Source organism: Flavobacteriales bacterium TMED191 (assembly GCA_002171975.2).
In the GTDB taxonomy this organism is placed as follows: Bacteria; Bacteroidota; Bacteroidia; order Flavobacteriales; family TMED113.
Genome location: NHIO02000005.1, coordinates 1 through 19,532, shown reverse-complemented (window position 1 = coordinate 19,532; position 19,532 = coordinate 1). Strand labels below are relative to the sequence as shown.

Below are 19,532 nucleotides of genomic sequence, written 5' to 3'. Positions count from 1 at the left end.
GGATGGAGAGGATGGTAACTGGGATGGAGAGGATGATAACTGGGACGGAGAAGATGATAATTGGGACGGAGAAGATGATAATTGGGATGGAGAGGATGATAACTGGGATGGAGAGGATGATAACTGGGACGGAGAGGATGATAACTGGGATGGAGAAGATAATACTAATAGTTGGGAAAAAGTGGAATGGCTTGATGATGATTGGAGTGATTTTGAATGGTTTATTTATTGGGACGATTTAGACCTTAATATTATTGATTGGATTAATGTTCCATGGGATATAATTATTGATTTAGATATTGCTCCTGAAGACTTTATTGATTATATTTTTTCAATATTTGGACAAACCTTTAATTGGACTAATTTTATAGATAATCATGCTAATAATGTAAGTATTATTGAAAATCTAAATAATCCTATTATTATCACTCATAATATTAATTTATTAGGTCAAAATGTGATCCATTATAATCAGATTATTATTCAATACCATAATAATGGATTTGTAAATAAGCAATTTTTGATTAAATAATGTTTTTCAAAAATTTCATATATAGCTTTTATTTACAATTATGTCTAAAAAGATAATAATTATTGGCTCAGGGATAGCTGGTCTCTCAACAGCACTTAGACTTTCCAGAAAAGGTTTTGATGTTAAAGTTTTAGAAAAAAATTCATATTTGGGTGGTAAAATTGCAGAAATTTATAAAAATGGATTTCGATTTGATACTGGTCCCTCATTATTTACTATGCCAGAACTTTTAGATGAATTAATAGATAAAGCAAAAATTGATAAAACTAGTAGTTTTGAATACCTAAAATTAAAATTAGCTTGTCGTTATTTTTTTAACGATGGTACTTTAATAAATGGATACTCAGATAAACATATGTTTGCCATTGAAGCTGCAAATAAAACTAATATTTCTCCATTTAAAGTCAAACGTTATTTAAAGTATATTGAGTTTATTTATAAAACTACAAGTAAGATATTTATTGAAAAATCTTTACATAAAATTTCGACATATTTTTCATTTCAAACGTTTTTAGCTTTTTTTAAAATTCCATTTTTAAGCATTTTTAGATCTATGAATGCTACAAATACAATATTCTTAAAAAACCGTAAACTTGTTAAAATCTTTAATAGGTTTGCAACCTATAATGGCTCTAATCCTTATGTTGCTCCAGGTATATTAAATGTTATTGCTCATTTAGAATTTAATAAAGGGGTTTATCTTCCTAAGAATGGAATGAGGTCAATTGTTGATTTTCTTCATACTTTATGCTTAAGTAATGGTGTGAAATTTGAAACTAATTCCAAGGTAGATCGAATTAGTGTTGAAGACAATAAAGTTCAAGGAGTATATTCAAATAATATATTTCTTCCTGCTGATGTAGTGGTATCAAATATAGACATTCATTATGTATATAATAATTTGTTGGATTCTACTTATTTTCTTGATTCAAAATTGAAAATGCCTAAATCATCTTCTGCAATTATATTTTATTGGGGTATGAACAATGAATTCAAAGAATTAGATTTACATAATATTTTCTTTGCCGAGGATTATAAACAAGAATTTGATAACATAAGAATAGGAAAAGATATATACCATGATCCTACTATTTATATTAATATTACATCTAAATATATTGATGGTGATGCTCCTAAAGGATGTGATAATTGGTTTGTTATGATTAATGTTTCACATGATAAAGGTCAAGACTGGGATACTTTAATTAATGAAGCTAAAAAAATAATTATTAATAAATTAAACAGTATTCTTAAATGTAATATTGAAAAAAATATAATTGTTGAAAATTTTAATGGACCAAAGGATATTGAATTAAAAACAGGTTCTTTTCAAGGTTCTTTATATGGCTCATCATCAAATTCAAAACTTTCTGCATTTTTGCGTCACTCAAACTTTAGTGCTCAAATAAAAGATTTATATTTTTGCGGTGGTACAGTTCATCCTGGTGGAGGAATTCCTCTAGCTCTTAACTCTGCTAAAATTGTTGCAAATGAAATTAATTAATAATAAAACAATGATCCAAAATATAGCTGGTTTTATTATCATTTTATTACATTTTGTTGGTATGATTGGTTTATCTAATGATTTTTCAAGAAATTTTTTCCTCTCACTTGTGCCTTTTAATCTACTTCTGACATTTGCAATTTGCTTTTTGTTTATATCTTATAGAATCAATTTTAAGCCAATTGTTATTATATTTTTATTAGGTTTTTTTATCGAAGTATTAGGTGTTAAGACCGGATTGTTATTTGGTGAATATAATTATGGGAATTTTTTAGGCATACAATTTTTAGAAGTTCCACTGTTAATTGGTGTTAATTGGTTAATATTAGTGTTCTGTACTTATGGTTTTGTTAGTAAATTCACAGATAATAGTATTTTAAAGGTTTCTATTTCCTCTCTTTTAATGGTTTTACTAGATATACTGATTGAACCAGTCGCAGTAAAATTAGGTTTTTGGAGTTGGTCAAGTTTATATATTCCAATTCAAAATTATCTTATGTGGTTTATTACAAGTTTATTAATGCATTTTATATTATTTAAATTTCATGTACGAATTTCATTTAAATTATCCTTATATCTCATGATTTCACAGTTAATGTTTTTTATTTTTTTATTATTTGTTTTATGAATTTAATTGATCAATCTTTTTTATATCTCCTTTTGATGATTCTCTCTATAAGTTATCCATTGTTGAACAGTTTCGAACAAAAGATAAAATTTATAAACTACTGGAAGGCATTGTTTCCCTCAATAATAATAATGATGATGATTTTTATTCCATGGGATATATGGTTTACATCTGTTGGTGTTTGGAGTTTTAATAAAAATTATATTATTGGTTACTTTATTTTAAACTTACCTATAGAAGAGTGGTTGTTTTTTATTTTTATACCATTTTGCTGTGTTTTTATTCATGAGGTTTTAAATTATTACTTTCCTATTAATATTATAAATCTAAGTTCACGATTTGTTAGATTTTTTTCGATTATTTTATTTTTGATTTCAATTTTATTTATTTCTAAATTATATACTTTTTGTGTTTTAATAATTACAGCTATTTCAGTATTTGTTATTTCTTTTCAAAATAAAATATTTATTAATGATTTAATTAGAACATATCTAGTTAGCTTAGTTCCCTTTTTATTAGTAAACGGTGTTTTAACAGGAAGTTTTAATAGTCCAGTGGTAATATATAATTCTCAAGAAATTATCAATATTAGACTTTTTAATATTCCATTTGAAGACTTTTTATATTGTTTTTCTATGCTATCATTGACAATTCTGCCATATGAAATTTTTAAAAAAAATTATCTTTATAACTAGTTCATAAGTTTTTGAGAGTATGAACAAAACCATGATTTTCTATTATCACTAGTTAATATTGATGTTACAGGTTTTTTTTGAGGTGTTAGATTCTTTCCGTAAATATTTAAATTAAAATTAGATATATGAAATGGATTTTTAAAATCTTTTAATTCTGCACCTCCACATTCAAGGCTTTTAGTCATTATTTCTGTAGTCTTTTTTATTAATTTAGTTTTTTTTCTAAAAGATAGATTTTTCCACTTTTCTTCTGGATGAATTCTTGCAGCGAATAAGGACTCAGATTTTATGTAATTTCCGACACCAGGAAATAATTTTTGATTCATCATTATTTTGCAAATTTTATTACAACCCTTTATTTTTTCCTCAAGGTATTTAATGTGATATGTAGGGTCATAATTAGGATTTAGTATGTCAATTTTTTTGTTATATAGTTTTTCGATTTGTTCTTCTTTAAATATTCTCATATTACCAAACTTTCTTACATCCTGAAAAAATAGAGATTTTCTGTTATCACTAACAATAAAATGACAGTGTTTTATTTTTTTTTGACTCCATCCTCCGGTCATTCCCAGATGAAAGTTAAATACTAGTTGATTATTTAGGTTTATAAAAATGTTTTTACCAATTGTATAGGTTTTGGGATAATTATTAATATTTGTATTTACAGTTTTAAAAACTTCATTATATTTTTTTTTATAATAGTCAGTAATTATTGTGAATTTTACAATTTTACTCTCATTAAAAAAAGAGTTGAAATAATTTGATGCAATTTTAACTTCGGGTCCTTCGGGCATAATTAAAAACTATTTATTTCTAAATTAATTTTATTGTAATTTTATTATTGTGAATTTAGTATTTTATTTACGATGATTTATAATCATATTATTTTTTTAAAAAATAATTAAAATTAATTTAATTTTTATGTCAAGAGTTCTTGTTAATGATTTAATGCAAAAAAACTATGTTTACTTTTTAACAGAGAGTCCTGGTCATAATTTTCATCCTGATTTTGAACCAGATTTAACTCCCCAAAAAATGCTTGAATTAGGTGTTTTTGGCGGTAAGTATATGACTGATTGTATAAATGAATTTCCATCTGAGTGGTTTCAATATGCAAAATTGTCTCCTAATTGTAAAAATATTGAATTAAATTTTTTCAAGGTAGATGCTTCATTGTCATTATCTGCATGGAGAGAAAAGGGTTGGATTTACTCTGATGATCCAAGAGGTTGGTTTCAATGGTATTGTAGATATTATATGGGACGAAGAATTGAATTTGAAGATTCAATACAAATTAAAAGATGGAAGGCAATTCGTCGTCATGTAGGTGCAATTAAAAAAAATTGTGATCCATTAGATTTGAAATGTAGACCTAAGCAAAGACAAGCTCTATTGCATTGGGCATATGATTCTAGAAAGATGTAGGAAGTTAGATTTTTAATGCTCCGAAAAGACTGTCAGTCTTTTTTAATTACCCCCGTAGATTGCGACAAATTGCACAGAGTCATTAAAATCTACTTGTACTAATACAATATCCGTGCCAAACTTTAATTTTATATTTTTATTTTAATTTTTTTTAAATTTTACATAAAATTAATTTAGTACTAGTTAAATTTTTTAGTAGATTAGGCTTATAAAATGAAAATATATGAAAACATACCATGCTCACTTAATTAACTCTATTGCATTAATTTTAATGCCACTTTGGGCCTATATCTGCTTTGAAGCTACACCTGAAAAAGAATCTCTATCTTTAACAGCTATGATACCACTTATTCTAGGTGTTATTTTATTATTTTGCTACAATGGTGTTAAAAACCAAAACAAAATTATTGCTCATATAGCTGTTTTAGTCACTTTAATTGCAGTATTAGGATTATTTATGCCGTTAAAAGCTGCAATTGCAGACGGTAGAAGCACCTCAGTATTAAGAGTTTGTGTAATGTTAGCTACAGGGATATGGGCTATGATCTCCTTTATTAAGAGTTTTATTGCTGCTCGTAGAAATAAATAACGAATTTTAAGAGTGTAGCTTTTTCTGCTTGTCTAATAGTACTTCTTCTTCTTCAACAATTTCTTCGTTTGGAACACAACAATCTACTGGACATACAGCAGCACATTGTGGCTCTTCATGAAATCCTTTGCATTCTGTGCATTTATCTGGAGAAATATAATATACTTCGTCACTAATAGGATTAATACTTTTATTTGCATCAATATCTTCTCCTGACATTAATTTTACATTACCGTTTAATGAAGTTCCTTCAGCCATATTCCAAGGCATTCCACCTTCATATATTGCGGTATTTGGGCATTCAGGTTCACATGCTCCACAATTTATACAAGCGTCAGTTATTTTTATCGCCATAATATATTTTAAATTAACAAAGTATTAGTTGTCTTTTTAATCAATAAGTGGAATGAAATAGACATTTTAAAAGTACAAATCTAACTTTTAAAGTAAAAAAATTCAAATTTTAATTCTTATAATTTTAATCTTAATCCTAGATAAGCTTCTCTCCCTTTTGTAGGTCCCCATATATTAGAGATGTTAAAGTATTGTCCAAATGGATCGTTTGCACTAATAATTGGATTTTCTTGATTGAAATTGAGAATATTTTCACATCCAATATAAAATTCAATGTATTTTATTTTTTGGGTGAATTGTAAATTTAACATCGAGTATGGTTTAGAGTATTTTGGTCTTTGATATTCTATAGGATTATTGCTTGTGTTTTGTAATTTTTTACGTCCAAACCAATGAAGATTAAAATCAAAATGCCAATTTTTATTAATTGGTTTATATGAAAATGTATTTAGTATATGATGTTTAGATATAAATGGCAACCGATGCTTATGATTATGTTGTATTCTATAAACATCCAAATAATTATATGCGAGTTTTATTCCAATTTCGTTTATTATTTCAATTCCTATTTCAGCTTGCAGTGAATTACTTTTACTTTTACCTTGAAAGTTTTCTAAAATAATTAATTGCGGATTTGTGTCATAGTCCGGAAAAATTTGATTTCTAAATGAAGTAGAATATGCATCTAAAATAAATTGTAACTCTATATTATTTAGGTATATGGCATGCAGTAAATTAAATCCAAAATTAGTTGCTTTTTCAGGTTTTAAATTTGATCCTATTATAATATTTTCATTTGAACCAAATAATTTAACATACTCAGTAAATAAATTTACTGTTTTCCATCCTGATCCACAATTTAACCTACCAACTGTATTTTCTGAAAAATTATATTTTAATAACATTCTAGGAGTGTGCATCCAACCATGGGTATTATGATTATCTAACCTAAAGCCGGTTATTAGCTCTATATTTTCTTGCCATTTGAATGTATTCTCAATATATAAACCAGGTATTTTTTCATTTTTGAAATACTCTCCTCCGTATGTCTGATTGAAGTTGTTGTTAAGCTCAATTCTTTCATCAATAATTAGATTTTTAAATGAAAATCCTGATTCAAGATTATGGTCATTCCAATTGGTTGAATATGCTAATTTAAAATAGTATTGTTTTTGATCAACCAAGTATTTTGTGGTTCCAAAAAAAGAATTTTGTTTATGTTGTGATAATGCAGATTTAAAAATAATCGCTTTATTATTAAAGTTGAAAGACGAACTTATATGTATTTCTGGTTGTTGAAAATTAATTTTTTGTCCATAATTAATTGTATCGCCAAGATTATCTTTTGGCTCAAAATCAATTTCTCCACCAATTCGTTCTTCATCTAAATATCTTAGTGTAATAGCTGTGAATATACCATCGTTATTTTCTAAACCATATATCCATTTATTATAAATTGAGTATTTAGTAGTTTTTGGTAGGTCTAAAAAATTATCATTATTAATATCATTGATCTTTGCAGGCTGAGACGAGTGAATTGATAAAATATTTTTCCAATTATTAATTTTATAATTATAATCAATATTAAGTTGTTTTGCATTAAAGCTATTTGTGTATAGATTTAGAAATACTTTCTCTGTTTCTTGATGACCTTTTAATTGAATATTGATTTGTCCTGAAATACTTTCATGCCCTTGAAGAACAGATGCAAGTCCTTGAGATATATGAATATTGTCAATTATTGTGCCGGGAATAGCGCTTATCCCGTATGTATAGTTTGCTCCATTAACTATTGGTATTCCATCAATGAGAATTTGATTATAAATTCCAGATAAACCTAAAATACTTAATTCTTTTGTATTTGTAATTATATTAGTTGTTTTAGATTCGACACTTATTTGTGTTTCAAAACAACCAGCTAGATCGCAACATGCTGCTTTTGTTAATTCCTCAGCAGTAATGATTTCAGTTTTAATTGCATTAATTTTATCAACATACGTTCCCACTTTATTTTCTGTTAAATTAATAGTTTTTAAATCAGTTTCAGGTTGCAGCGGGATATTACCTAAATCATATGAATTTTTAATTGTAATAGTATCATTTTGATAACCTACAAAACTGATAATAATTTTATTATTATTTGTTTCTCGATTTTTGATTTTAAAATTTCCTTCAGAATCAGTAATTGAACCAATATTTGTATTTATCCAATAAATACTTGTGTTTACAAGTGGATTATTATTTTCATCTACAACTTTTCCACTAATATAATTCTGACCATTAATAATTAAAGGGGATAGTAATAAGAAAAAACTAAAGTATTTAAAAATCATACTTATTGAGTATATTTACAATTACTATAAATATAGTGATTTTCGGGGTAGCTTTGTCAGGAGTATTTAAAAATCAATACTTATTGAGTATATTTACAATTACTATAAATATAGTGATTTTCGGGGTATAGCTTAGTCCGGTTAAAGCGCACGGCTGGGGGTCGTGAGAGCGGTAGTTCGAATCTACTTGCCCCGACTTTATTTAATTAAATAATATACTGTAACCAACAGATGTGTAATTGAATAGATGATTAATACCCGATCCTAACGAATAATCTAATTGCATATTATCTTTAATTAGATATGTGAAGCCAAGGTTAATTTTACCCAAGTATTGATTGAGTTCAATTATTTCTCCATATGGTTCGATGTATGTATTGAATTTATCATTTACCTGGAAACTTGTAACAAATGAATATGTCAAACTCCAAGTTTCTCCAAACATATAATCATACCCTATATTATAAGCTATTTGAGTTTTACTAGTAGATGGGTGCGATATACAAAGTTTATTAATTAATCCTAACTTATTATTACTATACGAATTTGATGAATTAGGAATGTTAAAATGTGACATTAGTGCAATTTCAGTAGAACTATTTAATTTTTGAAATACTTGTAACTTAAATCCTGCTTGTAGATCTTTAAATCCGGTTATTGTATTAGAATGATAAATTTTGTGTTCAATTTCTTGGAATACTCTTAGTTCTATATTTTCTGTTAAACCAAATCTAAGTAGAGAAGAGGGTAAAAGTAGTTTTTTTTCAGCGTTATCTTCCTCAGATAATAAAATTCCTGTTTCAATTTGAAATGATCCTTTTGGTATTGTTGAAGACCCCTCTGTTTGATCCGGTCTATCAGTTGTAATTGTTTGTGAAAACAGTGATATTGTGAATAAGTAGCAAAGGATAAAGAGATATTTTTTTTTCATTTATTATAGTACTATATTAATTGCCTTAAATATAAACTATAATAGCATTATATATGAAAAAGTTAGAAATTATTGAATTTTTTTTAAACGAGAGGAGTAAACAGGATTCTAAATGGGGAGAGCAGAATCATGATGTATTTAAATGGTTAGCTATTTTAGGTGAAGAAGTTGGCGAAATTAACAAAGCTGCTTTAGAGAATAAATATGATGAGATTATAAATGAACTAATTCAGACAGGTGCTGTTGTAATAGCTATGATTGAATCACTAGAGAGAAATAAGAATAAATAAACGGATTTATAAATTTATTATGAATTTATTGTTAAATTAATTTTCAATTCTTTTATTATAACTAATAACCAATGTCGTTAGACTATAGTCATTTATTTAAATCTTTTAATAAAGTAGATCTTAATGCTATTAAAAATGTAAGTCTGATGTCTAGAGTTGATGAAAAATTTGCTTTTCATGAGTCTAAACTATTTGATATACTTAATCAATTAACTAAGCATTATAATATCCTACTAATTAATAATAAAATGGTGCAGGATTATCATACTTTGTATTTAGATACTGATGATAGGTTGTTTTTTCATCAACATCATAATGGTAATTATGCCCGAAATAAAGTGAGATTTAGGAAATATGTCGATAGTGGACTGTGTTTTTTAGAGATAAAGCACAAAAACAATAAAAAAATGACTATTAAAAAAAGAATTCAAGTAGATTCAATTCCTGATAAAAATTTAACATCTGAACAAAAAGATTATATAGATTCAATTTTGGAGCAAAATAATACTCTAATATCTCAGCAGACAATATGCTTTCATAGAATGACTTTTATTCATAATAATAATTTAGAAAGATTAACTATTGATATTAATTTATCATATTCGCATAAAAATCAAAAGGGAGAATTTAAAAATCTTGTTATTGCTGAATTAAAAAAAGGAAAATCTCAACCTACTTCAGATTTTAAAAAAATCCTTAAAAAATATAATATTAACCCTTTAAGATTAAGTAAATATTGTATGACAACTCTAATGCTTGATAAATCTGTTAAATACAATAGATTTAAGGAAAAATTATTATTAATTAATAAAATTATTAAACCATGATATTACATTTACTTTTAGATAGTGCAGAATTTTTAGGCGCACCTATATTTGATTCAAAGGACTTTTTTCGTTTATTGTTAAAGACGTCTTTTAATCTAGGGGTTGTTTTAATTATTGCTAGATGCATTTACTATCCTATTACTAAAAACAAAGATTACTTATTTACTTACCTTTTAATAAGTTTAACAGTTTTTATCCTATGTGTTTTATTAGATGATGTTAAGTTGCAACTTGGGTTTGCATTAGGTTTGTTTGCTATTTTTGGTATTATAAGATATAGAACTGATCCAATTCCTATAAAGGAAATGACTTATCTTTTTTTGGTTATTGGAGTATCAGTTGTTAATGCTTTGGCAAATAAAAAGATTAGTTATGCAGAATTATTATTTGCAAATTTCATTATCGTATTTATAACTTTTGGAATGGAAAGGCTCTGGTTGTTAAAACATGAGTCGAGAAAGATGATTTTATATGAGAAGATTGAACTAATAGTTCCAGATAAGAAAGAACTTTTACTAGATGATTTAAAGGCACGTACAGGACTACAAATTATTCGTTATGAAATAAAAAAAATTGATCTAGTAAGAGATGTAGCTAGTATATGTGTTTATTATTATGAAGAGGAATCTTAATTTTTATATTTTTATACTTCTACCTTATTTTATTCTTTGTCAATCATCATCTTTAATAAATGATATTCAGACTTGGAATAGTGTTGAATTTCAATATAAAAAGATAAAGAGAACTGAACTTTCTCTTGAATTAGGTCTTCGTCATGATGATAACTTAAATAATTTTTCTAAGTTTTTAACAGATTTTAGTTTGAGAAGAAGCTTTAATAATTATATCGACTATTCAATCGGTTTTAGATTTGATAGAAAAGAAAATAAAGGTTCATTTGACGATAGAATTAGATATTATTTTGATAACTATATAGTTTATGAGGTATTTAAAAATTTTGATTTAAAGTCAAGGTTAAGGTATCAAAATCAAAGACTATTAGGAGTTTCGTCAAGTCAAAACTCTATTAATAAACTTAGACATAAAATATCTCTAAATAATAATATTAAAAAAAATATAAATATCTTTCTTGGTTCAGAGATTTTTTATGAATTTGGTGAGGGTTTTGAAAAATATAGAATCCTTTCTGGATTAAAAAAAAGGATCTCCAAAAATTTTTCTGCTTCAATTGTTGGACTATTTCAAAATGATTTTGACTCTAACAATGAAAAGTCAATTTTTGTACTAAAAACAAAATTAGTTTACTCATTCAAATAATTATATTTAAAAATATTTAAAATGTATATTAGCAATAACTTTAAATTTCTTTCATGTCTTTTTTTCGTTTATATTTTTTAATTTTTTTACCTTTTTTACTTCAAGCTCAAAGTCTTCCTGAATCTTATTTTTTTTCAAATGACAATAAAGAACTCTCCAGAGGAGGTTTGGTTTTTGATGAGGGTCTTTACTCTGAACTTAGTATTGATACAATCTTTCTTTATTTTGATCAATCTAATTTTTGGGATCAATTACATGAAAACTATTGTGATAAAATAAATTTATCTGCCTCACTACTTTATAAAGGGGAGGTTTATAGTGAAGTTGGTGTTAGGTTTAAAGGTCAAACTTCTTATTTTAATACTAATGGAAATTCTGGAGGCGGTCCTGGTGGTGGTCCTGGAGGTGGTCCTGGAGGTAATTCAGTTGATACAGATAAGAAGTCATTTAATATTGAAATTGACTGGTTAAATGATCAAGATATTGATGGCTATGAGACTATTAACCTAAATAATTGTTATCAAGATCCAAGTTTTTTAAGAGAATTTACATTTGAAAAACTTGCTAGAAATTATATCCCAGCCACAAAAGTTAATTTTATTCAGTTAATGATTAATGATCAAAACTGGGGACTTTATCCAAATGTTCAACAATTAGATAAGAAACATGCAGGTGAGTGGTTTTTTGATAATGAATGTACTAGGTGGAGAGCTGAAGATCCTAATTCTGAAGCCCCTGGTTGTGGTGAATTAATTAATGGGGGAGGACCTGGAGCTGGTGGACCAGACTTTGGTGCAGGCTCATCATCAATGAATTATTTAGGTAATGATACTTTAAGTTATCTGTCTTATTATACACTTAAAAAAAGTTATATTGACAATCCATGGGAAAATTTAATTAATGCATGTCAAGTAATAAATCAAGTTGATAATATTAGTGATGCAGATATATATGCGTTTTTAAATCAATACCTCGATTTAGATGCAACCTTATGGCATCTAGCTATTGAAAATATTTTTTCTGATGATGATAGTTATATAAATAAAGGAGGTATGGATTATTATGTATATTATGATGTGTATAATGAACGGATTTTACCAATTGAATACGATGGGAATACTGTTTTTGGTAACCCTAATTGGAGTCCATTTTATAATGTTGATGACGTTGATTTTGCACTCCTAAATAAATTATTAGAAATTCCTGAATTAAGACAAAGATACCTTGCACATTTTAGAACTATTTTAAGAAATAGTTTTTCAGCAAATTATATTAATAGTGAAATAGATGAATTTGCAGATTTTATTAATATGCATGTTTATAATGATCCTCAAAAAATTTATTCTTATAATGAATTTTTAAATGAAGTTGAAAATTTAAAAGAATATTTTTTAGATAGATCAAATTATTTATGGTCAAACAATGAGGTTTCTCAAGTTGATATTAACATCTCATCTGTTGAATATTATGTTGGAAACTCACTTTTTTCGCAACCTAATTCTTACGATGATGTGTTAGTTAGTGTTGAGTTAAATTCGGATGTTGTTAATCAAGTTAATCTTTATTACGGAACAGGATTAACTGGAAGGTTTGAAAGAGTGGTTATGGATTATGACTCTAACAGTGGAAAATATAATTATTATATTCCATCACAGGAATCAGGAAGTTATGTTCGCTATTATATTGAGGCAATAGGCAATAATGAGACAAGATCTTACAGTCCTGAGGGTGCAGAGCATAATGTTTATATTTATCAAGTTAAGCCTGATGTGATTAATTATATTAACTCAGATATTGTAATTAATGAGCTAATGGCATCTAATGACTTTACAGTTGCTGACGAAGCTGGAGAATTTGATGATTGGATCGAGATATATAATAAAGGTTCAGAAGCTATTAACCTAGGTAGTTTAAATTTATCCGATGATATATTAGCCCTAGATAAGTATACTTTTCCATCTATAACATTGAACCCTGATAGTTATTTGATTGTTTGGGCAGATGATGATGAGGAAGAGCAAAGTAATATGCACGCAACATTTAAATTATCTGCTGCAGGTGAACAGGTTTATCTTTCTGATAGTAACGGTAATATTTTAGATGAAGTTATATTTGCTGAACAACAAACTGACATGGCTTATGCACGAGTCCCTAATGGTATTGGAGATTTTATAATTCAAAGTCCAACTTTTTTTGCAAATAATGATTATCTATCTATAATGATTGATGACTCTTTATTAGATGATAAGACTGTAATATCCACCTATGATATATTAGGTAGAATTAATAATAGTAAGGAATTTTTTGTTATAAAAGTTTTTAATGATGGATCTGTTGTGAAGCAATTGATAACTGATTTTCAAAAATAGATTTAGATGTTATATTTAAATCTACTTTTGAATTAATACCACTTACATTTCCTGTTCCGCTGTATTGCCATATTACTGGGCATTTAAAGCTTAATAAGTTTGGTGTCTTTCCAGGAGTATTGTTTTTAGGAATTGTTTTAATACCATGTTGTCTTGCAATCCAAAATTTATAATCTTTGAAATCTTGCCATAAGTATAGATTAAAGAATTTTTGTGGAGAGTAAATAATAGGTTTTGTATTGTATTCTTTTTCAATTAATTCTAAGAACTTTCGAAGTTCTTTTTTAAATATTTTAGTGCTAAAATTGCTTTTTTCCTCTACATCAACTGCAATTGGTAACTTTCCAAATTTATTATTGTGTATTTTAAAATTTTCAAATTGCTCAATAGCTAACTCATTTGGTCTAAAATAATGATACACTCCAAAAGGGATATTAAGTTTTTCTAGTTCAATAATATTTTGCTTGAAGGAGTTGTCACTGCCATTTTTGCCCATTGTTGTTCTTATATAAACAAAATCTATTTTTGGGTTAGTATTTTGCATGACCTTATCCCATTTTATTGATTCTTTATCATCTTGATAGTGGGATACATCAATTCCAAATATTGACTCATCGTCTGTATATATAGTACAATTTTTTTTACAACTAATTAGGCAGATATATAGCAATAAAATGCTATAGAATTTAAACATCTTCTTTTATTTCTTTTTTTGAGGCTTTAAATAGAAAGTTGGTGAATTTAATGTCACTGAGAATTTCCTCTAAAATAGATGTTTCACCATACTGATCAAAACATTTGTTAATCTCTGCTTCTTTAGCTTGAAATGATCTCCCAAATTCGATATTACATTTAAGTTTGTTTTTTTTGATTTTTTCAACTTCATCCTTGGAGAAACGACTATTAATATCATTTAGAATTGGTGTTGTGAAACAAGTGCATTTTAAATTATCTTCATCTTCACATAGTTTAGAAATATTATCAAGAATATTTGTTCCTGAAAAATGTTGATATCCCATATAAAAGATAATTACTGTAATTAAAATAATAATTAACCTAAATAACAATTTAGTTACAAATTTAAGTGCCATAAATGACAAGATAATCGCGGCAATAATGATTAATATTTGTGTTGTTTCCATGTTACAAAGATATATAATTAGTGTCTTATAAGGAGTTTTAAACTACAAATCTTTTTATTTGACTTAATCCATTAGAAGTTGATATTTTAAGTATATAGATTCCTCTTCCAATAGGTTTGTCTAAAAAATCTAATAGATTAATTTCTGTAGCTGAGTTAATTTTTCTTACAATTAAATTGCCATTGACATCATATATCTCAATTTGAGAATTTTTTCCACATTTATTTAGTTTAATAATTGTATTACTGCTAATGGGGTTTGGGTAGATGGTATTAATAACACTAGTATTATTTTCTATGTTGGTAGTGTTTATATTGTCAGGGCTGATATTTAGAGTAATATCAAATATACCATTTGAAATATCATTAGAATCTGGAAATAATGTAATAATTCTATCTGATGCATTTTCACTTGAAGCCCAAGGATCTAAAGGGATACTTATGTCACCATCGAAGTAGATTTGAGAAGTTAATTCAGTATTTAAATATGTGACTTTATAATGTATGTGACTTGGTCTATAGTATGATCCGTTTAAATACTTTCCTGGTATTACAGTTAGAAATGAGTAGTTGCCAAAGTTATCGGTATTAATCTGCCCCCGAAAATAATTCTTTTCATAGGAGGAGTTCAAGAACTCATTTGTTTTACTATTAAACGAACCTTGATTTGCATGCCAAATTTCAACTAATGCATTTGGAATAGGTGTTTTGCAATCCGATGCGTATACTGTGCCAGAAATAATTAGAAAGTTTTGGTTTGAATCATTTATATCAAATGGTGTAATATTATATAGGTTCAAGTAATTACCTGCATAAAATGGACCTTCAATATCACTAGTTGTAATTTCACATCCATCATTAGAATTAAATGCGTATAATTTAGTTGGTAGTAAACTAATTACACCTAATTTCATTAATGTTTTAATAAAGAATCGTCTATAATTTTTCAATACTAAATATTTTAATCGTTATAAATATACATATTCATAAATTATCAGTAGTTTATAAAATTTACTTTGTTATTAAATATTTATTAAAATTATTATTATAATAAGAATTTTATACTATATTGCTTGAATATGCAAAGAAGAGGTAGACCATCTACTCAACCGCCAAAATTAAGGGATGGATTTTATATAGAATTAAGAACTCACGGTTCTACATCAGCGATTAAGATTATTCGTAAGAATATGCAAGAAGTTGAACGTGCCATAGAGATGTATTCAAAAAACAAAATAGTCAAATATTTAGGTCAAGTCAAGAAAGGAAAGTGGATTGACGGAGACAATAAGGGCAAATCCTGCTAACTAAAATTTATTTAGAATTATTTTAAATATTATTTAGAACTATTATAAATAATTTATTATTTTTGCTTCGCTATTTAGAAATATTCTAAATATAAGTATTAGTTTAAATTATTTTAAAATGAATTTTCCCAAGAACATATTTTACATAACTTTTTTAATCGCAGCTCCACTTTTTATTGTGAGTTGTGATAAAGATGATGACCATGATCATGATGATCATGACGATCATACACATATTGTAGCACCAACAACATATGAATTTATAAGAAATGGTGAATCTTCTGTTTCTTTTTCAGGTCAAACATGTAGAGTTCAGATGACAACTGATATATATAACGCTATGAATGTACAAAATGCATTTTCAGCTTTAGAATTTGAAACTATGTTTAGCGAGGGAACTGGTTTTGACTTAGCATACGATAGTGGTATAAATGTTGGTTCAAAAACATCTGCTGCAGTTAGACAACAATTTATTGATATGTTTACTACATTGCAGGATGTATATGCAAATTGGGAAAATATTGCATCTATTGGTGTTGCTGGTCAAATAACTACTAGTTCTGGTTCAACTTATCAAGTCGATTCTAAAGGTCTTGAATTAGATCAAGCTTTTATTAAAGGATTGATGGGTGCTTTTGTAGTAGATCAAATTTCTAATAATTATCTTACTACAACAAAATTAGATGGTGGTCATAATGATGAAGCTCAGATAGAAGCAGGTGATAATTATACTGATATGGAACATTACTGGGATGAAGGATTTGGTTACCTGTATGGTTATAATAATGAACATGTTGGAGGATCTGATAATAATGCAAATGGACCTGCTGAAGGTCATGGTGTACTTGTAAATAAGTATTTAAAAAAGCTTAATGAAGGATCTCATCCTGGAATTGCTAATACTATTTATGATGCATTCAAATTAGGTAGAGCTGCAATTGTTGCTGGTGACTATATACTAAGAGATGAGCAATCTGCAATTGTTACTGAACATTTAGATAAAATTATTGCTCAAAAAGCAATTGACTACTTATCAAGTGCTGCTAGTACATTAGGTGACGGTGGAGAAAGAGAAGATACTTTTCATGGTTTATCTGAAGGATATGGTTTTGTATTAAGCTTACAATACACAAGTTATTTTACTAATTCTGAAGTTACATCCATGTTAAATCAAATGATGGAAGGTGATGGTTTTTGGGATATAACTGTAGATGAATTAAATACTATGGTTTCGCAAATCCAAACTGTTTCAGGTCTATAATTTATACTTACTTTTAAAGGTGTGTTGCTAAATTTTCTACTTAATATTTGGGGTAAATTATTACGTAACAAGTAACACACCTTTTTTAGCTTTTATCTTTATTATGAAAAAAATTATTTATTTACTTACAATTTCACTTCTAATACTTTCATGTGACACTGATAATAACGAAGAGGATGTATTAGGTGATGGATATGATCGTCAATCTGTACTTATTAATTGGGCAGATAATATTATCACACCTGCTTATGAGAATTTTAATATAAGTCTACAATCATTAAATGAAAGTGTACAATTGTTTATTTCAAGTCCCAATGAAAATAATTTAAACGCTTTATCAGAACAATGGTTAACTGCCTACTTAAAATGGCAATATATAGAAATGTTTGATTTTGGTTTTGCTGAAGTGATAAATTTCAAAAATAAAATGAATGTATATCCTGCTGATTCTGATTTCATTGATTCCAATATTATTAGCGAAATTTCAGATTTAAATAATAATAGTTATAATGATGCAAGAGGATTTCCTGCACTAGACTATATGCTCCATGGTATAGCACCAAATGAAGCTTCAATAGTTTTATTATATCAAAATGATATTAGATACATTAATTATTTAGTTGCTATTATTGACAATATGATTTATAATACAAATTTAGTTATTGAGGATTGGACAAGTAATAAAAGTGATTTTATTAATAATACTGATAATACTGCAACTTCATCTATCAATAAAGTGACAAATGATTATATATTTTATTATGAAAAGGGATTTCGAGCAAATAAGTTTGGAATACCCGCAGGTGTCTTTTCATCAAGTCCCATTCCTACTAGTGTTGAAGCTTTTTATAAAAAAGATGTTTCACAAATTTTAGCATTAGAAGCACTTCAAGCATGCGAGGATTTTTTTATAGGCAAGCACATTGACTCAGATTTACTAGGTCCTAGCTTTAACTCATATCTTGACTATTTACCGAGTTCATCTGATGGTATTTTAGTAACTGATATATTATCTCAATTCTCTATTGCTAGAGATCAAATTAATTTACTAGATAATAATTTTGTTAATCAAATAGAGTCTAATAATATCGATATGTTGTATGCTTATGATGCAATTCAGTTACTTGTTGTATATTTTAAAGTTGATATGTTACAATCATTAGCAGTTTCAGTTGATTATATTGATGCTGACGGTGATTAATAATTAATTATAATGTCTAAGATTTTCAGCTATTTACATTCTAATGAAGATTCATCTATTTTAGCTGTTTACAGAATATTTTTTGGTCTTTTAATGTTTGTCAGTCTACTTAGGTTTTGGCTTAAGGGTTGGATCGATGAATTGTATTTACTTCCCTCATATCATTTTTCTTATTTAGGATTTGAATGGATAGAGCCACTTGGAAATAATACTTATTTCTTATTTTTAATCTGTTCGATATCATCAATTTGCATATTACTTGGTTTAAAATATAGATTATCAATTATAATTTTCTTTTTAAGTTTTACATACATAGAGTTAATGGATAAAACAACATACTTAAATCACTATTATTTTATCTCTATTTTAAGTTTTTTATTAATATTTATACCTGCTAACGCATCATTTTCTATTGATAATATAATATCTAAAAGAACTTACACCAATGTTCCAAGATGGACTGTAGATAGTATTAAGCTTCTTATATCTATCGTTTATATATATGCAGCAATTGCAAAATTAAATTCTGATTGGATTGTTGATGCAATGCCTTTGAAAATATGGTTGTCATCTAATTATGACCTTCCAATTTTAGGTTATTTATTTCAACAAGAATGGGTTCATTACTTTATGAGTTGGGCAGGTTTATTATATGATTTCAGTATTCCTTTTTTATTATACTATTCAAGAACACGTTTATTTGGATTTTTTTTAGTTATTATTTTTCATTTATTAACCAAAGTTCTTTTTCCCATTGGTATGTTTCCTTACATAATGATTTTTAGTTCTTTAATATTCTTTTCAGGTAATTTTCATAGGATAGTAATTAATAATTTTAAAGCTTTTCTAAATAGAATTATTGAT

The 19,532-nt window shown here is 27.0% G+C and carries 21 protein-coding genes and 1 tRNA gene; 15 read left to right on the top strand and 7 right to left on the bottom strand.

What is annotated here, in order from left to right; genetic code table 11:
- The first annotated feature begins 572 nt into the window (after positions 1–572).
- From crtI to CBD51_000330, 3 genes are read left to right on the top strand one after another with little or no spacing between them, the layout of a single operon-like run.
- Entirely contained in the window at positions 573–2,036 is a 1,464-nt protein-coding gene (gene crtI / locus CBD51_000340) for a phytoene desaturase (protein ID RPG60777.1), read from the top strand.
- Positions 2,023–2,664, top strand: a complete 642-nt coding sequence (locus CBD51_000335; protein ID RPG60776.1) for a carotenoid biosynthesis protein — start codon at positions 2,023–2,025, stop codon at positions 2,662–2,664. The genes crtI and CBD51_000335 overlap by 14 nt, the downstream gene beginning before the upstream one ends.
- Positions 2,661–3,359 carry a lycopene cyclase domain-containing protein gene (locus tag CBD51_000330; protein ID RPG60775.1) on the top strand — a complete coding sequence of 233 codons (699 nt, stop codon included), beginning with the start codon at positions 2,661–2,663 and terminating at the stop codon, positions 3,357–3,359. The genes CBD51_000335 and CBD51_000330 overlap by 4 nt, the downstream gene beginning before the upstream one ends.
- Here the strand turns inward: CBD51_000330 and CBD51_000325 are convergent.
- Positions 3,356–4,156 carry a hypothetical protein gene (locus CBD51_000325; GenBank protein ID RPG60774.1) on the bottom strand — a complete coding sequence of 267 codons (801 nt, stop codon included), beginning with the start codon at positions 4,154–4,156 and terminating at the stop codon, positions 3,356–3,358. The two genes, CBD51_000330 and CBD51_000325, sit on opposite strands and share 4 nt — an antisense overlap.
- Positions 4,157–4,283: 127 nt before the next feature.
- Between CBD51_000325 and CBD51_000320 the strand changes: the two genes are divergently transcribed.
- Positions 4,284–4,787 (top strand): hypothetical protein, encoded by a 504-nt coding sequence (locus CBD51_000320; protein ID RPG60773.1) that lies wholly within the window; start codon positions 4,284–4,286, stop codon positions 4,785–4,787.
- Positions 4,788–5,010: 223 nt separating this feature from the next.
- Entirely contained in the window at positions 5,011–5,376 is a 366-nt protein-coding gene (locus CBD51_000315; GenBank protein RPG60772.1) for a hypothetical protein, read from the top strand.
- A 6-nt stretch (positions 5,377–5,382) separates the two neighbouring features.
- Here CBD51_000315 and CBD51_000310 read toward each other — a convergent pair whose 3' ends face one another.
- Positions 5,383–5,730: a 4Fe-4S dicluster domain-containing protein gene (locus tag CBD51_000310; protein ID RPG60771.1), complete on the bottom strand. Its 348-nt coding sequence runs from the start codon at positions 5,728–5,730 to the stop codon at positions 5,383–5,385.
- Positions 5,731–5,846: 116 nt separating this feature from the next.
- Positions 5,847–8,063 (bottom strand): TonB-dependent receptor, encoded by a 2,217-nt coding sequence (locus tag CBD51_000305; GenBank protein RPG60770.1) that lies wholly within the window; start codon positions 8,061–8,063, stop codon positions 5,847–5,849.
- 121 nt (positions 8,064–8,184) lie between these two features.
- On the opposite strand from CBD51_000305, the gene CBD51_000300 reads away from it, so the two are divergent.
- Positions 8,185–8,259 (top strand) — tRNA-Pro (locus tag CBD51_000300).
- Between the two features lie 6 nt (positions 8,260–8,265).
- Here the strand turns inward: CBD51_000300 and CBD51_000295 are convergent.
- Positions 8,266–8,994 (bottom strand): transporter, encoded by a 729-nt coding sequence (locus CBD51_000295; GenBank protein ID RPG60769.1) that lies wholly within the window; start codon positions 8,992–8,994, stop codon positions 8,266–8,268.
- 53 nt (positions 8,995–9,047) lie between these two features.
- Between CBD51_000295 and CBD51_000290 the strand changes: the two genes are divergently transcribed.
- From CBD51_000290 to CBD51_000270, 5 genes are all read left to right on the top strand, one after another.
- A complete protein-coding gene (locus CBD51_000290) occupies positions 9,048–9,284 on the top strand; it encodes a hypothetical protein (GenBank protein RPG60768.1) in 237 nt (78 codons plus the stop codon).
- A 71-nt stretch (positions 9,285–9,355) separates the two neighbouring features.
- Entirely contained in the window at positions 9,356–10,111 is a 756-nt protein-coding gene (locus CBD51_000285) for a polyphosphate polymerase domain-containing protein (protein RPG60767.1), read from the top strand.
- On the top strand, positions 10,108–10,743 hold the full coding sequence (locus CBD51_000280; GenBank protein RPG60766.1) for a DUF4956 domain-containing protein: 636 nt from the start codon (positions 10,108–10,110) through the stop codon (positions 10,741–10,743). Before CBD51_000285 ends, CBD51_000280 begins: the two co-directional genes overlap by 4 nt.
- Complete coding sequence (locus CBD51_000275) at positions 10,727–11,389, top strand: DUF2490 domain-containing protein (GenBank protein ID RPG60765.1); 663 nt, start codon at positions 10,727–10,729, stop codon at positions 11,387–11,389. The genes CBD51_000280 and CBD51_000275 overlap by 17 nt, the downstream gene beginning before the upstream one ends.
- 53 nt (positions 11,390–11,442) lie before the next feature.
- Positions 11,443–13,758, top strand: a complete 2,316-nt coding sequence (locus CBD51_000270) for a hypothetical protein (protein ID RPG60764.1) — start codon at positions 11,443–11,445, stop codon at positions 13,756–13,758.
- On the opposite strand, the gene CBD51_000265 is transcribed toward CBD51_000270, so the two are convergent.
- From CBD51_000265 to CBD51_000255, 3 genes are all read right to left on the bottom strand, one after another.
- Complete coding sequence (locus CBD51_000265) at positions 13,709–14,452, bottom strand: hypothetical protein (GenBank protein ID RPG60763.1); 744 nt, start codon at positions 14,450–14,452, stop codon at positions 13,709–13,711. The two genes, CBD51_000270 and CBD51_000265, sit on opposite strands and share 50 nt — an antisense overlap.
- Positions 14,445–14,849, bottom strand: a complete 405-nt coding sequence (locus CBD51_000260; protein RPG60762.1) for a hypothetical protein — start codon at positions 14,847–14,849, stop codon at positions 14,445–14,447. Before CBD51_000260 ends, CBD51_000265 begins: the two co-directional genes overlap by 8 nt.
- 88 nt (positions 14,850–14,937) lie before the next feature.
- A complete protein-coding gene (locus tag CBD51_000255) occupies positions 14,938–15,849 on the bottom strand; it encodes a T9SS C-terminal target domain-containing protein (GenBank protein RPG60761.1) in 912 nt (303 codons plus the stop codon).
- Between the two features lie 129 nt (positions 15,850–15,978).
- On the opposite strand from CBD51_000255, the gene CBD51_000250 reads away from it, so the two are divergent.
- The 4 genes from CBD51_000250 to CBD51_000235 all read left to right on the top strand — a co-directional run.
- A complete protein-coding gene (locus CBD51_000250; protein RPG60760.1) occupies positions 15,979–16,206 on the top strand; it encodes a hypothetical protein in 228 nt (75 codons plus the stop codon).
- A 118-nt stretch (positions 16,207–16,324) separates the two neighbouring features.
- Positions 16,325–17,467, top strand: coding sequence for a DUF4856 domain-containing protein (locus tag CBD51_000245; protein ID RPG60759.1), 1,143 nt, complete (start codon positions 16,325–16,327; stop codon positions 17,465–17,467).
- Positions 17,468–17,570: 103 nt separating this feature from the next.
- Positions 17,571–18,668: a peptidase M75 superfamily protein gene (locus CBD51_000240; GenBank protein ID RPG60758.1), complete on the top strand. Its 1,098-nt coding sequence runs from the start codon at positions 17,571–17,573 to the stop codon at positions 18,666–18,668.
- A gap of 12 nt (positions 18,669–18,680) precedes the next feature.
- The coding region (locus CBD51_000235) for an HTTM domain-containing protein (GenBank protein RPG60757.1) at positions 18,681–19,532 on the top strand (852 nt) is incomplete at its 3' end.

What these genes read in the sequence shown, in the direction of transcription:
- crtI (RPG60777.1), top strand. Translation starts at nt 573, where the DNA reads ATGTCTAAAAAGATAATAATTATTGGCTCAGGGATAGCTGGTCTCTCA.
- CBD51_000335 (RPG60776.1), top strand. Translation starts at nt 2,023, where the DNA reads ATGAAATTAATTAATAATAAAACAATGATCCAAAATATAGCTGGTTTT.
- CBD51_000330 (RPG60775.1), top strand. Translation starts at nt 2,661, where the DNA reads ATGAATTTAATTGATCAATCTTTTTTATATCTCCTTTTGATGATTCTC.
- CBD51_000325 (RPG60774.1), bottom strand. Translation starts at nt 4,156, where the DNA reads ATGCCCGAAGGACCCGAAGTTAAAATTGCATCAAATTATTTCAACTCT.
- CBD51_000320 (RPG60773.1), top strand. Translation starts at nt 4,284, where the DNA reads ATGTCAAGAGTTCTTGTTAATGATTTAATGCAAAAAAACTATGTTTAC.
- CBD51_000315 (RPG60772.1), top strand. Translation starts at nt 5,011, where the DNA reads ATGAAAACATACCATGCTCACTTAATTAACTCTATTGCATTAATTTTA.
- CBD51_000310 (RPG60771.1), bottom strand. Translation starts at nt 5,730, where the DNA reads ATGGCGATAAAAATAACTGACGCTTGTATAAATTGTGGAGCATGTGAA.
- CBD51_000305 (RPG60770.1), bottom strand. Translation starts at nt 8,063, where the DNA reads ATGATTTTTAAATACTTTAGTTTTTTCTTATTACTATCCCCTTTAATT.
- CBD51_000295 (RPG60769.1), bottom strand. Translation starts at nt 8,994, where the DNA reads ATGAAAAAAAAATATCTCTTTATCCTTTGCTACTTATTCACAATATCA.
- CBD51_000290 (RPG60768.1), top strand. Translation starts at nt 9,048, where the DNA reads ATGAAAAAGTTAGAAATTATTGAATTTTTTTTAAACGAGAGGAGTAAA.
- CBD51_000285 (RPG60767.1), top strand. Translation starts at nt 9,356, where the DNA reads ATGTCGTTAGACTATAGTCATTTATTTAAATCTTTTAATAAAGTAGAT.
- CBD51_000280 (RPG60766.1), top strand. Translation starts at nt 10,108, where the DNA reads ATGATATTACATTTACTTTTAGATAGTGCAGAATTTTTAGGCGCACCT.
- CBD51_000275 (RPG60765.1), top strand. Translation starts at nt 10,727, where the DNA reads ATGAAGAGGAATCTTAATTTTTATATTTTTATACTTCTACCTTATTTT.
- CBD51_000270 (RPG60764.1), top strand. Translation starts at nt 11,443, where the DNA reads ATGTCTTTTTTTCGTTTATATTTTTTAATTTTTTTACCTTTTTTACTT.
- CBD51_000265 (RPG60763.1), bottom strand. Translation starts at nt 14,452, where the DNA reads ATGTTTAAATTCTATAGCATTTTATTGCTATATATCTGCCTAATTAGT.
- CBD51_000260 (RPG60762.1), bottom strand. Translation starts at nt 14,849, where the DNA reads ATGGCACTTAAATTTGTAACTAAATTGTTATTTAGGTTAATTATTATT.
- CBD51_000250 (RPG60760.1), top strand. Translation starts at nt 15,979, where the DNA reads ATGCAAAGAAGAGGTAGACCATCTACTCAACCGCCAAAATTAAGGGAT.
- CBD51_000245 (RPG60759.1), top strand. Translation starts at nt 16,325, where the DNA reads ATGAATTTTCCCAAGAACATATTTTACATAACTTTTTTAATCGCAGCT.
- CBD51_000240 (RPG60758.1), top strand. Translation starts at nt 17,571, where the DNA reads ATGAAAAAAATTATTTATTTACTTACAATTTCACTTCTAATACTTTCA.